This window comes from Flavobacterium sp. P3_A6 (genome assembly GCF_056403035.1).
In genome coordinates this window covers 15,702-30,927 of the sequence record NZ_JBFUGG010000035.1, presented here as the reverse complement: position 1 = coordinate 30,927, position 15,226 = coordinate 15,702, and the positions used below count along the sequence as shown (strand labels likewise).

Sequence of the window (15,226 nt, the reverse complement as noted above, 5' to 3'; positions counted from 1 at the left end):
AAAAAAGCCACCAAAACCTAATTTGATAGCTGATTACATGCTAAACTAATATCATTTAGACATATTAATTAGTCTAATTTAAGCATAAAAATAACTAAACCAACAGAGTTTCTTTATAAAAGATTATGTAATCATTGTTTTTACAATTTGATTTAATTCCAATTTAAGATCATCCATTGTTTTAAAGATTTATTTGTTAATTTTCTTTTCATGTTAAGCCAGACAAGTTCTGCGGGATTAAGTTCTGGAGAATATGGTGGAAGAAAAACTAATACAATATTTTTTGGTATTTCAAGAGATTTCCTTTTATGGAAAGCACCATTATCTAAAATGATTCCTTAAACTCGTTGGGATTCTCACATGAGAGTTCACTTAAAAATATTTGAAAATTTTGTCCATTGCATTGTGGTAATTTCATAACCAAACTGTCTCCATTTATTAGAGAAAATGCGCCAAAAATATAAGTGGATTTGAATATGTTTTAATAAGTGCAAATCGGTTTTACACCTCTTGCCGTTAATGCCTTTCCATTACTGGTAAATAATCCGAAACGGCTTTCATCTTGTACATAAATACTAAAAGAAGTATATATTTCTTCAGGATATCTTAAAGTGTTTTTTAAAATTATTTTGAAGTTTTTTTAAAAGCTTGTACGGCATTTTCATCTTTTTTTGAATGACTTTTACGTGCTACTTTTAACTTGGTGCCAAAATGTCTTTTTACATATTTATTTACGGTATGATAATTTATACCCTCAGGGAGGTAATTTTCCACAATCCGATTAATTAAATCTATATAAGAAGTAAATGCTTCTTTAGGAGAAGTTAGTCTTTGTTCAATAGCTTGGTGCATCTCCTTGTTGATAATTGATGGTTTAAAACCAACTCTACCATCTGATAATAGTGCATCAATACCTTTCTCGCAATATGTTTGTCTCCATTTTTGAGCGGTATTGTGATTTATTTTTAAAATATTCGAAAGTTCATTCTTACTCAATGAATGCTCACTGCGTTTAAGAACCAATAACATCTGAACACGATTCCTTAAGTGAATAGGTTGTTGTCTCGATAATTTCTTAAGTTCAACTTTACTTTCTTTTACTGATAAGCTTTTTGATTTTGCCATGTGCTAATACATAAAATTAGATTTATGCATTAGTCTAATTATTGAAAAAAATAACCTGAAATTAATCAGGCTATTTTATATTTCTAAATGTTGTTAAGTTGACTTTAGTATACTCTAAATTTAAAAATAATTAAAATGAACCACAAGTATTACCCGTGAACGTAGCACCTGCACCACCAGAAACATCTGCTTTAACCGCTGATGCTGCAAGTGTTGCAATTGTATAAGGAGGTGTAAAAGCAGTACCACTTCCTGTTTTATTTCCAGTAATATTTGTAAAAATATTATTGCTCTCAACAGTAATAGCAGTTAAACCTGTCATTAAGCTAATCGGCTCGTTTACGTTTTCAAAAACATTACTTGTTACACGAATGTTTGCTTCAAAACCAGCAGCAATACATTTGTTACTAACAGAACTGTTAAAATAGCTGTTTATAATGTGTATTTTCCCAAAACGCACTCTTGGCATTCTTTCTCTACATCCACTAGCCCACCAACAACGAGCAAATGTAATTCTTAATTTTCCACGGTCTCCAGTTGCACCATCACTAGAACCAATTAAATTGGTGTACCTGTGATCATCTGATCCTCCCGAACCGCCAGCTTTTGGAGCCTTAAGATAGGTAAACTTTGTGTACGAAACCGTAACATAATCCGACATGTTTTTTATGTCAAAATTACCGTCGACACCGTCTCTAAATTCACAATGATCCACCCATACGTTTTGGCAATTGTCTAAAGTTACATTATCCCAACCATCAGTATCATAGGCACCTGGTCCTTCGAAAATTAAATTTCTAATAATGATATTGGTACATCTTTTAATGTAAATGATACCAGAATTTGCTTTCGTTTGATCGGTAGAAACAATTTTAGCACCACTAGCGCCATATATTGTTTTTCCAGATTGATCCTGAAACGCTAATCTTCCCGTAGAAGTTGCTGGAATTGTAATTGTACCCGAAACTTTAATCACTTTTACGGCACTGTTCTCAATTGCCGATTTTAATTGTGCATAAGTAGTTACTACAGTTTCAGCAGAACTTCCCCCTCCAGTTGTTCCTCCATTTTGTGATGCCCATCCTGGAACTTGAGAACAAATCCCAACTTTTGCAGATGAACCTTTTTGAATTGTCACTTCTTCATTGTTGGTAATACTAGTTTGATCATTTTCGGTTTTGTTAAGATCTTCATTTGTGCAACTTGCAAAACTAAAAAAAATGGCAACCAAAAGCATTGATAATTTAGATTTCATATATTTTTTTTTATGGTTAATGTTATTTATAACATTGCAAATTTGTTAAAAGTTTACTATAAAAAGATTGAACAAGTTCAATTTTTTTGTAAAAAAAATTCTAGATTTAATTTTTTATTAACAATATTTTTATGAGCATTATAATTTTTCATACTTTAGCGCAATCGATTACATTTTTTTGCGCACAAAATGTATAGTAAATCTTAGAAAAATTTAAGCACATATAAAACCCCAATGACATGTACGAATTACTAAGGCAAAATATAGAATATAAAATTCCACTTACAAACAGTGAGTGGAAAACAATAATTGAGAAAACTGAATTTATTAAATTGAAGAAAAATGAGTTTTTACAAATTCAAGATTCTAGCAGTAAATATGAAGGTTTTATTTTGAAAGGATCTTTTAAAATTTATATATTAAAAGAAGATGGGGCGGAAAGCGTTCTGTTTTTTGCATTTGAAAATGATTGGCTCTCAGATATTGAAAGCTTTTACTATCAAAAGCCGGCCAAATACAACATAAAAGCGCTGGAAGATAGTGACATATTGGTTATCAACAAAGCGAATAAAACTTTCTTATTCCAGCAAGTTCCAAAATTGATTCAATTTCATACCTTAATGGTTGAACGAACTAATATCGCTATGCAAGAAAGGCTTCTGGATGTGCTAAACAAAACATCTAAACAACGATATGCAGATTTTATAAAAAAATACCCCCACAAAAGTCATAAAATCAACAACAAAAATTTATCGTCTTATCTTGGTGTTTCGCATGAGTTCTTGTCAAAAATAAAGAAAAATTTTATTTAAAATAAAACCGATTGATTTTTTTGACAGAATCTTATCGATTACACTAAATATATTTTCTCATTGAATTGAGAAAAAGAATAAGGATTAATTTTTGAATTGTATCATTGGAATACAAGAATGTTTCAAGTGTTTGCAGACGTAAGAAGAGATGAAGTTTTAAATAATATTTTTTACTATAAAGTGTATTAAAGAAGAATAATCTAGAATTATTTTATTTTGTTTTAGCAATTTTTTTAAAACTAAAAAATCCCGTTCTGATTTACTCAAAACGGGATTCTATTATAGACTAACTTGGTATTAAGCAAGCATAGTTACAGGATTTTCTATGTATTGTTTTAATGTCTGTAAAAACTGTGCCCCAGTTGCGCCATCAATTGTACGGTGGTCACAAGCCAATGAAAGCATCATTGTGTTTCCGACTACAATCTGTCCGTTTTTTACTACTGGTTTCTCAACAATAGCTCCTACTGATAAGATAGCAGAATTTGGCTGGTTGATGATAGAATTGAATTCAGTTATACCAAACATTCCTAAGTTAGAAACAGTAAAAGTACTTCCTTCCATTTCTTGTGGTCCAAGTTTTTTGTTTTTAGCTCTACCCGCAAGATCTCTTACGCTAGCGCCAATTTGAGAAAGACTCATTGCATCTGTGAATTTTAGTACAGGAACTACTAATCCATCTTCAACAGCTACAGCTACACCAATATTTACATGGTGATTGATGATGATGGCATCTTCTTTCCATTGAGAGTTGATTTTTGGGTGTTTTTTCAATGCCAAAGCACAAGCTTTGATTACCATATCATTGAAAGATACTTTAGTATCTGGAACTGAATTAATAACAGTTCTTGATTGCATTGCATCGTCCATCGCAACTTCAATTACAAGATTGTAATGAGGTGCAGTAAACAATGATTCAGCCAAACGTTTCGCAATGATTTTACGCATTTGCGAATTTTTGATTTCTTCTGTAAAAACTTCTCCTGCTGGTACAAAAACTTTTGGAGCTTCTACTTTTGCGGTTTCTGATGTTTTTGTTACACTAGTGCTAGCAACAGTAGCAACTGGTGTGAAGTTTTCAATATCGCTTTTTACGATACGTCCGTTTTCACCTGATCCTTTTACTTGTGTTAATTGAATTCCTTTGTCACTTGCTATTTTTTTAGCTAATGGTGATGCCAAAATTCTTTTTCCATCATTAACTGTTTCAGCTACTGGTGCTGAATTTTCGGCAACAAGAGCTTTTGTTTCTTCTTTGGCTACAGTTGTTGCTGGAGCTACTCCGCCTGCTTTATAGTTTTCTGCGATTCCGCTAATGTCGGTTCCAGCAGGGCCTATGATAGCTAAAAGACTGTCTACCGGAGCAGTATTTCCTTTTTGGATTCCAATGAATAGCAAAGTTCCTTCATTGAAAGATTCAAATTCCATTGTTGCTTTATCAGTTTCGATTTCTGCAAGTATATCACCTTCAGCAACTGAGTCCCCTACTTTTTTCAACCAAGAAGCTACTGTTCCTTCGGTCATAGTATCACTCAAACGGGGCATTGTTACTACAATAACTCCTTTTGGCAGGGATGCTGCTGGTGCAGATGGTGTTGCTTCGGCAGGTTTTACTTCAGTAGGTGCAGGTGTTGAGTCTGCTGCCACTGGTGCAGTTGCTCCTCCGGCAATTAAAGCTGAAACATCTTCACCTTCTTTTCCAATAATTGCTAATAAAGAATCTACGGGAGCTGTTTCACCTTCTGGGATTCCAATATATAAAAGCGTTCCTTCATTGAAGGATTCAAATTCCATTGTTGCTTTGTCGGTTTCAATTTCTGCTAAGATATCACCTTCGCTTATTTTGTCGCCTACTTTTTTAAGCCAAGCCGCTACCGTTCCTTCTGTCATAGTATCGCTCAAGCGAGGCATTGTTACAATTGTTGCCATAATTGATTTATAATTTATGAGGTGTGAATGGATAGTTTTCTTGGTCGTACACTACATCGTATAATTGTTGGATTTCTGGGTAAGGAGACTCTTCAGCAAATTGAACGCATTCTTCAACTTTATCTTTTACTCTTTGATCAATTACTTCGATTTCTTCTTCTGTAGCGTATTTTTGATCTAGAATCACATCTAAAACTTGGGTGATTGGATCTATTTTTTTGTATTCTTCAACCTCTTCTTTTGAACGGTATAATTGTGCATCAGACATAGAATGTCCTCTGTAACGGTATGTTTTCATTTCAAGAAATGTAGGTCCATCACCACGTCTCGCTCTGTCAATTGCTTCTGTCATTGCCTCAGCAACTTTTACAGGATTCATTCCGTCAACTGGTCCGCATGGCATTTCGTATCCTAAACCTAGCTTCCAAATATCAGTATGGTTTGCTGTTCTTTCAACAGAAGTTCCCATCGCATATCCATTATTTTCCACTATGAAAACTACAGGAAGTTTCCATAACATTGCCATGTTAAAAGCTTCGTGTAATGAACCTTGACGCGCGGCTCCATCTCCAAAATATGTCATAGTAACTCCGCCAGTTTCATTGTATTTGTCTCCAAATGCTAAACCTGCTCCTAATGGAATTTGACCTCCTACAATTCCATGTCCGCCATAAAAACGGTGTTCTTTAGAAAAGATATGCATTGATCCACCCATTCCCTTAGATGTTCCAGTTGCTTTTCCTAAAAGTTCGGCCATTACACGTCTTGGATCAACACCCATGCCAATTGGCTGAACGTGATTTCTGTATGCAGTAATCATTTTGTCTTTTGTCAAGTCCATAGCATGCAAAGCTCCTGCTAAAACTGCCTCTTGACCATTATATAAGTGTAGAAAACCTCTAACTTTTTGCTGAATGTATAATGCTGCAAGTTTGTCTTCAAACTTTCTCCAAAGCAGCATGTCTTCATACCACTTTAAATAAACTTCTTTTGTAACTTCTTTCATCTGAAATAATTCTTTTGCTTAAGTGTTATTGTTTTATCAATTATGACCTAGTAACGCAAAATAGTTTCCTCACCACAAATTTGCGCCCCAAAGGGGTCGGGATGCAAAAATAAGACATTCCTACTAAGAACTAAAATTTAAAAGCTAATTTTTAGTTCTTTTTTAAAGTAATTTGTTATCAAATATAAAAGGAAGTAAATTTTTTAGGGATTCCGATTGATGAATCTCTCCTGTTTCACCCATGTAATATATTTTTATGGGGGTGTTCTGACGAATTTCATATTCGGCAATTGATTGTCTGCAGGCTCCGCATGGAGGAACAGGAATTGTTGTAGAATTGTTGTCTGAAGCTGCGGTAATTACTATTTTTAATATAGCAGCTTCAGGATACACAGATCCAGCATGAAATATAGCTACTCTTTCTGCACAAAGTCCCGAAGGATATGCAGCATTTTCTTGATTGGAACCTACTACTATTTCGCCGTTGTCTAACAAAATAGCTACTCCAACTCTGAATTTAGAATAGGGAGCATAAGCTTTTTTCCTAATTTCAATAGCTTTTTTCATTAAATTTTGTTCCGTTTGAGGTAATTCCTGAATGGATTCAAAAATATTAATTTTTGAAGTAATTGTTATTTCTTTCATTCGAATATTGTTTAAATGATTCTGTATAATCAGAATAGAATTTTGTGATTTTTGCTACAGCAAATTATCTGTCAATTAAAAACTAAAAAAATCCAACTTCAAAATAATGAAGTTTGGATTTTTTGGTTTTTTAACTATTCAAATTTATACTAATAGTTTTCATATTTTTCTCCAAAATTGAATGATAAAGAGAAACGTAAAGTGTTTTCTAAAGGGTTTTGTACTTTGGATGTAGAGAACAGGTAAGAAACATCTATTTTTACAGTACTGTATTTAAAGCCTGCTCCAAGTGAGAAAAATTCTCTTGCTCCTTTATCTGGACTTTCATGAAAATATCCAGCGCGAAATGAAAAAGCATCTTGATAAATATATTCGGATCCAATAGAGTAAGTAACTTCTTTCAGTTCTTCGCTAAATCCTTTTGGTGCATCGGTAAATGACTGAAACATTCCTGAGAACCATCCTATATTCTGATATGCATCATTATTTTGTTGAGCTTCTTCCGTTGTAACTGTTCCATCACCATTTAAATCGGAATTTTGAGGGGTTGGAACCATTAATTTACTAAATTCCAAATTAACACCAATTGTGCTGTATTCATCCAGAATGAAATCAAAACCTCCTCCAAGTTTCATATTTGCAGGCAGAAAATTGGCATTTATATCGTCATTATCATAGCTCATTTTAGGCCCCATATTCTGAAAATTAAATCCTGCTCTCCACCTTCCGTTAAAATCGCTATAAGCAATTTCTTCAGACTGATAAAACCCGGAAACATCGACAGCAAAACTGCTTGAAGATGAAGCGTCATTATTGTCTGTAGCTACTTTAAGATTAGAATTAATGAACCGCCCTCCAACTGCCATTGAGAATTTTTCACTCAATTTTAAAGAATACGATAAATCAAACGCAAACTCATTTGGAGAAACCACAACAACAGGACTGTCAAAATCATTTCTTAATTCAATATCTCCTAAACCAAAATAACGAAAACTAGCAGCAAATGCACTTTTGTCGCTGTACTTATTGTAATAAGTTAACTGCGCTAATGAAATATCATTCACTAAGTCTGTTAAATAAGGAGTGTAGCTTACTGAAAAGCCTTGCTGATCGGTGGCAAAGGCATATTTGGATGGATTCCATTGCTGGGAAAAGGCATCTGGAGAGGATGATACTCCGTTGTCGGCCATACCAGCGGCTCTAGCATCTGCGGCTACTAAAAGAAAAGGAACTGCTACTGTAATTGGCCTTTCCTGTGCATGCGTGAAATTAAAAATATATAAAAATACAATTAATAAAGACGTTTTTTTCATTATTAAAAAAAAATTAAATTGGCATAAATATACTATATTATTAAAGAATAACAAGTTTTTCAATCTTTTCGACTTTCTTATTAGATAAGGTTGCTTTTACTGTGAGTTTATAAACATAAACTCCTTTACCAATTCTATTTCCAAAATCATCTCGAGTGTCCCATGTTATTTCTCGCGATAAAAAACCGGATGTTGTAATAGTTTGATTTTTTGTCCAAACTACTTTTCCAGTAATTGTCAATACTTGAATTTGTACTTCTAATGGCTCATTTGGTTTATTATGGGTAAACCAAAACTCTGTATAATTTACACATGGATTTGGGTAATTTAATACATTTGTTAATGTTACTGTTTCGTTGCCAACCACTAAAAATTGTATTTCGGAAGTTGTGGCATTATTATAAACATCCCAAACAGTAAATGTAATTGTATGAAGACCAGTTTTTAAATTTCTTAGCGGAAAATGTAAATTACCAGCAATATAGCTGTCCAGTTCTGTTTGATAATAGTCATTCAATATAATAGGATTACTTACATCTCCATCTAATACAGCAATTATATCATGACCTATTCCTCCTGCGGTATTTATGCCGCTTTCATCCTCCATATAAGCAATAAAAACGGGAGATTCATTGGTTATGCCTCCAGAAACAAAAGTTTCATCATTCATATATAACTTCACTTTTGGGCTATTATTGTCTGCTACAGCATTTTCATTTATTCCGCCTACTTTTATTGTTGTATCATATCCGGTTACATCTTCCAATAATTGATTTTTTTGAGCATAAAAACTTATTTTTCCATTGTCTAAAGGAATACGGATATCTTTGGGGACTATAAAACTGCATTCAAATTGTCCATTAGTTACTGATGCATTTCCTCTGAAAATAGCTTCACCTAATGCTGTGAAGTTTATTGCTGGGCTATATCCGTCATTGTTTAAAGTTCTTTTCGTTATTTTTTTATCAAATAAGACTGCTGACAGAGAACCATTATAATTTGTAATTGGAATATTGTTTTCATCTGTTATTTCTCCTGATATTTTCATTTTTGCTAATGATTTAAAATCGGGGATCGATTGATTGACAGGGATGTCGTTTACTTTTGTGAGTATTACTTTAGGTTTTGGAATGGCAAGAAATAATGCGGGATCACCTATATATAGAACCACATTTGTTGCAGCATTTGGGTTTTCATTTTTAGATATCCTTAAAGCTTCAGCAATAGAGACATATTGGCTTGAACCATAGGTAAAAAGATTTTTTGCAAAAACATCATTAAAATTTTCAGCGCTGAACTGCCCAATTTCTCTAATAGTTGAAATTAGTGAGATTGCGCCTCCTTTTGAATTCCAATAAATATATTCTCCAGCAGTGGGCCTCGTGGGGTTGTCAAAACGGGAAAACTCACAGGTTATGGTAATGAATAAAGGATATCTGTATTGATTGCTTAGACTTTGACTGTCAGTTTTGTCCCAAATTCGTTCACTTGACAAACCATCTTCTCCGCCATGTCCTAAATAATTGAAAACTAATGCTCCTTTTTCAAATTCGTTAAAAAAATCGGATTTGGCTTTAGGATATCTTTCACCGCCGGCAGAGGCTTCTTGCGTATAAGAATCTAAAAATATTTTAGATACATTCAAAAATGGTTTTTGAACTTCAATTTCGTCAGCTAAAGTATTTTGTCTTGACTGCAAAGTGGCATCTGTAGATTTGTCAGAATCATCTGCAAGGGTTACATAATTATTTCTCCATGAACCGTAAGCCTTTTTGCTGTAATATTCGATAATTTTGTTGACCATTTCATCGGCTTGAACGGTATTGCTAACTAACATTCGGCCAACGGCTATATCAGAACCTCCATAATTGTTTGTGATATTTCCTTCGGTATCGTCCATTAATCCATAAAAATCATCAGATGCAAAAGAAGCTTCTCCGATGGTGTTACTGATTAAGGCTTCATAAATCGGGACGATGTTATTGTTGTTAGTTATTCTGTTTTTATAATCAAAAGAGGCATCTCCAAAGAGATTTAGATATCGTACTTTTTTGTCGCTAGAAGAAGCATTATCGTAAATGTATTTAATACAGTTTCGGATTGCGGCAATATCTTGTTTTCCTGAAGCAAATTCTTGATAAATAGATTCTAGAGTAAGAACTTTTACATTTAAATTAGAATTTACCCGATGAAAACCTGCTAATTTTTCTGCTTGAATTCTTAAGAATTCAGGTGTAATAATTATATAATCGATGTCCTGAAACTGCCCTTGGGTGTTTTTGAATACTGTACCTTTTATATTGGTGTTGGCTATTTTAGATTTACTTTCCTTTAGAGGGATATAGTAGTCATTTGGATCAATAGCAATATATTTTTGAAGTTCTCCAAGATTTGCTTTAAATGAAAATGCATTTCCAGTATTGTTTTCTGCTTTTGTTATATTATAAATGTCAGTTATATTCCAAATTTGAGAAATAGAAGAAGCGTTTGTGAAATTATAAGCAATCACGCCAAGACTTGAATTGGCTAAATCATATTGAAAATGGAATTGTTTTCCAAATCCCTGCAGTTTGCTTTTTGCTTTTAATTGGATGAAATCCAAAAAACCTTTAGAACCAGGAACACCATTGTTATTATAGGTTAATTTGATTTTTATATTTGAAGTGCCTGTAAATGCAGTGTTAGTTAGTTTATTGTTGAAATATTGTATTTCTGAGCTTGTATTCAATGAAGCAAATGAAACAGAACCAATATCCTGCCCATTGGCGGCAACTTTAAAAGAAGTGGGAGTATAAGCAGCAGATGATAAATAAACATTTAAATTTACAGGAATCGAAGAATCAATATTTGGGAAATCAAATGAGAATTCTTGTGTGTCATTAATTTCGAATGATTCTCCAACCCACTGCCGGCCTAATTGGGCGATATTCGTTTGATCAACCTCATGAAATTGCTGGTCATCATATGATGTTAGAGAAATAATGCTCGGAGCAGTTGGTTGTGGCATATCCAAAATTCTTTTTCCATCATCTCCCTGTACTGTTATGTAATAATAGGATTTTGTATCGTATAAATTAAGATTGGTTTGGCTTTCTTCGTTCCAATTTGAAGTTCCTTGTCCATAAAATAAAATATAATCCTCAGAATTGAAAACGCCATCGCCTTCTCCTTGAATTTGAATAGCATTTTCGGTTAAATCGGTTGGATAATAGCCGTTATTTGCCAAAGGAAGCATTTTGCCGCCGTTGCCGTAAATTTTTATTTTTTTTGGATTAATTCCGTTTAAATTTAATCCCAGCTGTTGCAGAAAATCTTTTGAAATTTTATAAACTCCCGATTTTTCGACATAAAATCGATACCAATCTCCAGAGCTTAAAACCGAATTGGTAAGGCCGGTGCTGTTTTTAATTGAGGCGATTTTTTTTGCAGAGCCATTATTAATGCTGTAAGAGAAAGATTTTATTCTTTTATACCCCGAATTGTCTTTAATTATTGGAGAAATATTTAGAAAATTTTGAATTTTGTTTCTCGATTTTGTGCTGTAAAGGTTTGTTTTTATCGTGAGAGGAATAATTGCAGGATTTAAATTTCCAATGAAAGAGGCTGTCATTGACTCATAAATTACATTAGTAATTTGAATGTTTTTTGCGTCTAAATCAGTATTGTTATTTAGATCTAAATTATAATAGAGTACTTGATTAAAGCTGTCATAAAAGTAGCTATTTCCTTTAAAAACTGGTACTTGTGATTTGTTATAAGTAGGTGATGCAGTGCTGTTTTCTATCCAGTCTATAACAACATTGTCTTTAATTTGAGAAAATGTTATTATGGGGAGAAGTAGGGTGAAGTAAAAGACTAGATTTCTCATAGAGACTGATAACGATTTGTAGTGTAAATAATTGATAAAAGTAAATAAAAAATTTTAAAAGTCTTTTTCCTTGTTTTGTGTAATAAAAAATATATTTTTGCGTTTTAATTATGTCTAAAAAATCGTTAAAAATTAAATTAAAAAGGGTTTTGCAGTTTAATTTTAATTATTACATTGCACTACCTAAATTTTAATAATTACCTACCAGAAACTATGAGAGTAAATAAGACTATTCCGTTAAAAATAATGCTATCCCTTGCATTAATATTAGGATTAGCTAGTTGTAGCAAAAAATCTAAATCCGACAGTGCATCAAGAGGTACAGGTTGGAATGTAAGCAGTTCTAAAGGAGGCTTTGCTAAAGGAACAGCTGGTAAACCACAAGAAACTGGCCCAGGATTGGTGTTTGTCGAAGGCGGAACTTTTACAAAAGGACTAGTTCAAGACGATGTGATGCATGATTGGAATAATGTGCCAAGTCAGCAACATGTTATGTCTTTTTATATGGACGAGACAGAGGTGACTAACTTAATGTATCTTGAATATCTTGAGTGGTTGAAAAAAGTGTATCCTCCAACAGAAGAAAATTATAAAAATATTTATGAAGGAGCTTCACCGGACACACTTGTTTGGAGAAATAGATTGGGATATAATGAAACAATGACCAATAACTATTTGAGACATCCTGCTTATGCTAATTATCCTGTTGTAGGGGTAAATTGGGTTCAAGCGGTTGAATTTAGCAAATGGAGAACAGATCGTGTAAACGAAGCTGTACTTGAAAAAAATGGATATTTAAAGAAAAATGCCAAAACATTAGATGTATCTGCTGAAAGCAATTTTAATACTGAAACTTATTTGGCTTCTCCAACATCGACTTATGGCGGAAATGAAGAGATTCTTTTGAAAGGGAGAGGAGCTCGTAAAAAAGCACCAAAACCAGATAAAAATGGAAATGTTGTTGAAGAGAAAAATGTTTATGCACAAAGATCTTCAGGGATTCTATTGCCAGAATACAGACTGCCAACTGAAGCTGAGTGGGAATACGCAGCGGCTGCTGATGTAGGACAAAGAGAGTATAATATCTATAAAGGACAAAAGAAATATCCTTGGTCTGGTAGCTATACACGTTCAGGAAAAAGATCTAATAAAGGTTTCCAATTAGCCAATTTCAAACAGGGTAATGGTGATTACGGTGGAATCGCAGGTTGGTCTGATGATGGAGCAGATATTACAAATGAGGTTAAAAAATATCCGGCAAATGACTTTGGTTTATACGATATGGCTGGTAACGTGGCAGAATGGGTAGCTGATGTTTACAGACCTATAGTTGACGTAGAAACTAATGATTTCAATTATTTCAGAGGAAATGTTTATACCAAAAATAAAATTGGTAAAGATGGAAAAATTGAAATTATCACGAATAAAGATATTGTTTATGATACTTTAAGCAATGGTAAATTGGTTCCTAAGTTTTTACCAGGTGAAATAGCACAAGTGCCTGTTGATGATAATGAAACTTATTTGAGACAAAATTTCAGTACTAGCGATAACATCAATTACAGAGATGGTGATAAGCAATCTAGTAAATATTATAAGTTTGCCAGTACAGATGCTGATGCCGGAAAGAAGTCTGATAAAGAAATCATGTATAATTCACCTAAACAAAATGTAAAAATTGACAGTTTAGGGAATATGGAAAGAAAATACGATAAGTCTAACAAGAGAACTACTTTGATAAATGATGCTGTTCGTGTATACAAAGGCGGTTCTTGGAGAGATAGAGCTTATTGGTTAGATCCAGCACAAAGAAGATTCTTCCCGCAAGATATGGCAACAGATTACATCGGATTCAGATGTGCTATGTCTAGAGTAGGTTCTAAAACAAATACAAAAAGAACACCAAGAAATTAATTTTTTTTAGATAATACCAATAAAAGCCCTTTCATTAGGGCTTTTATTTTTTAAACTATATTTATAATGGATATTAATTACATTCATAATTTGTTTTTGAAATGCAGTTCGGTTTCAATTGATACTCGTAAAATCAGTACAAATTCCTTTTTTGTTGCTATAAGAGGAGATAATTTTGATGCAAATACTTTTGCTAAGGAAGCTTTGGATAAAGGAGCTTCGTATGTATTGATTGATAACAAAGACTATTTTATTGACGAAAGAACTATTTTGGTTGAAAATTGTCTAACGGCTTTGCAGGAATTATCTAAGTTTCACAGAAATTATTTAAAATTACATATAATTGCTCTTACCGGCAGTAACGGTAAAACAACTACAAAGGAATTAATAAACGTTGTTCTTTCTAAGAAATTTATAACTAAAGCTACCGTAGGGAATTTAAATAATCATATTGGAGTACCGTTAACATTATTATCTTTTAATAAGCAAACAGAGATTGGGATTGTGGAAATGGGAGCCAATCATAAAAAGGAAATAGAGTTTCTTTGTGAAATTGCGCAGCCAGATTATGGGTATATTACTAATTTTGGGAAAGCGCATCTTGAAGGATTTGGAGGGGTTGAAGGTGTTATTCAGGGGAAAAGTGAAATGTATCAGTATCTTTCAAAAAACAATAAATTAGCATTTGTGAATTTTGATGACCCTATTCAAGTTGAAAAAACAAAAGATTTTAAATTGTATTCTTTTGGAGTAAATAAAAAGAATGCGGATGTAAATATTAATCATATTGAAGCGAATCCTTTTGTGGTTGTTTCTTATTCTCAAAATCAAATTTCTTCTCATCTAATTGGCTTGTATAACGCAAATAATATAAATGCGGCAATTGCTATAGGGAACTATTTTGGCGTCCATGAGGATGCCATTAAAGAAGCTCTTGAAAGTTATATTCCTGAAAATAACAGGTCACAATTAATGACTAAAGGAACAAATGAAATCATTTTGGATGCCTATAATGCCAATCCCAGCAGTATGAAAGTGGCTATTGAAAACTTTGTACTCTTAGATAAAATGAATAAAACGCTTTTCTTAGGCGATATGTTTGAATTGGGAAACGAAAGTTTGACAGAACATAAAGGAGTGCTGGATCTGTTAATAAATCAAGATGATATTGATTGTTTTTTTATTGGTAAAGATTTTTACAAGAATAAAATAACAAAGCCAAATTTTTTCTTCTTTGAAAATTTTGAACAATTTTCTGAAGCTATTAAAAGCAAAAAAATTGATAATAATATGATTCTTATCAAAGGATCCAGAGGAATGGCTCTGGAACGTGTTTTGGAGCTAATTTAAAAAAAAGCC

11 protein-coding genes are annotated in these 15,226 nt (G+C 33.0%); 3 read left to right on the top strand and 8 right to left on the bottom strand.

The window, feature by feature from the left end; all coding sequences use genetic code 11:
• Nucleotides 1-152 precede the first annotated feature (152 nt).
• From AC1DVP_RS20630 to AC1DVP_RS20620, 3 genes are all read right to left on the bottom strand, one after another.
• Nucleotides 153-278 carry a transposase gene (locus AC1DVP_RS20630; RefSeq protein WP_477185353.1) on the bottom strand — a complete coding sequence of 42 codons (126 nt, stop codon included), beginning with the start codon at nucleotides 276-278 and terminating at the stop codon, nucleotides 153-155.
• 346 nt (nucleotides 279-624) lie between these two features.
• A complete protein-coding gene (locus AC1DVP_RS20625) occupies nucleotides 625-1,125 on the bottom strand; it encodes a transposase (RefSeq protein ID WP_477185350.1) in 501 nt (166 codons plus the stop codon).
• 130 nt (nucleotides 1,126-1,255) lie between these two features.
• Entirely contained in the window at nucleotides 1,256-2,380 is a 1,125-nt protein-coding gene (locus tag AC1DVP_RS20620) for a pectate lyase family protein (RefSeq protein WP_477185349.1), read from the bottom strand.
• Nucleotides 2,381-2,619: 239 nt separating this feature from the next.
• Here AC1DVP_RS20620 and AC1DVP_RS20615 point away from each other — a divergent pair, with 239 nt between their 5' ends.
• Nucleotides 2,620-3,192 carry a Crp/Fnr family transcriptional regulator gene (locus tag AC1DVP_RS20615; RefSeq protein ID WP_477185348.1) on the top strand — a complete coding sequence of 191 codons (573 nt, stop codon included), beginning with the start codon at nucleotides 2,620-2,622 and terminating at the stop codon, nucleotides 3,190-3,192.
• A 297-nt stretch (nucleotides 3,193-3,489) separates the two neighbouring features.
• Here the strand turns inward: AC1DVP_RS20615 and AC1DVP_RS20610 are convergent, their stop codons facing one another.
• From AC1DVP_RS20610 to porU, 5 genes are all read right to left on the bottom strand, one after another.
• Complete coding sequence (locus AC1DVP_RS20610; protein WP_477185347.1) at nucleotides 3,490-5,121, bottom strand: dihydrolipoamide acetyltransferase family protein; 1,632 nt, start codon at nucleotides 5,119-5,121, stop codon at nucleotides 3,490-3,492.
• Nucleotides 5,122-5,128: 7 nt separating this feature from the next.
• Nucleotides 5,129-6,127 carry a pyruvate dehydrogenase (acetyl-transferring) E1 component subunit alpha gene (gene pdhA, locus AC1DVP_RS20605; protein ID WP_477185346.1) on the bottom strand — a complete coding sequence of 333 codons (999 nt, stop codon included), beginning with the start codon at nucleotides 6,125-6,127 and terminating at the stop codon, nucleotides 5,129-5,131.
• 162 nt (nucleotides 6,128-6,289) lie between these two features.
• Nucleotides 6,290-6,799 (bottom strand): cytidine deaminase, encoded by a 510-nt coding sequence (cdd, locus tag AC1DVP_RS20600; protein WP_477185352.1) that lies wholly within the window; start codon nucleotides 6,797-6,799, stop codon nucleotides 6,290-6,292.
• Between the two features lie 122 nt (nucleotides 6,800-6,921).
• Complete coding sequence (gene porV, locus AC1DVP_RS20595; protein ID WP_477185345.1) at nucleotides 6,922-8,085, bottom strand: type IX secretion system outer membrane channel protein PorV; 1,164 nt, start codon at nucleotides 8,083-8,085, stop codon at nucleotides 6,922-6,924.
• A gap of 40 nt (nucleotides 8,086-8,125) precedes the next feature.
• Nucleotides 8,126-11,953 (bottom strand): type IX secretion system sortase PorU, encoded by a 3,828-nt coding sequence (porU, locus tag AC1DVP_RS20590; protein ID WP_477185344.1) that lies wholly within the window; start codon nucleotides 11,951-11,953, stop codon nucleotides 8,126-8,128.
• A 213-nt stretch (nucleotides 11,954-12,166) separates the two neighbouring features.
• Here porU and gldJ point away from each other — a divergent pair, with 213 nt between their 5' ends.
• Both gldJ and AC1DVP_RS20580 read left to right on the top strand, forming a co-directional pair.
• Entirely contained in the window at nucleotides 12,167-13,867 is a 1,701-nt protein-coding gene (gldJ, locus tag AC1DVP_RS20585; protein WP_477185343.1) for a gliding motility lipoprotein GldJ, read from the top strand.
• A gap of 66 nt (nucleotides 13,868-13,933) precedes the next feature.
• Nucleotides 13,934-15,217 carry a UDP-N-acetylmuramoyl-tripeptide--D-alanyl-D-alanine ligase gene (locus AC1DVP_RS20580; protein WP_477185342.1) on the top strand — a complete coding sequence of 428 codons (1,284 nt, stop codon included), beginning with the start codon at nucleotides 13,934-13,936 and terminating at the stop codon, nucleotides 15,215-15,217.
• Nucleotides 15,218-15,226 lie beyond the last annotated feature (9 nt).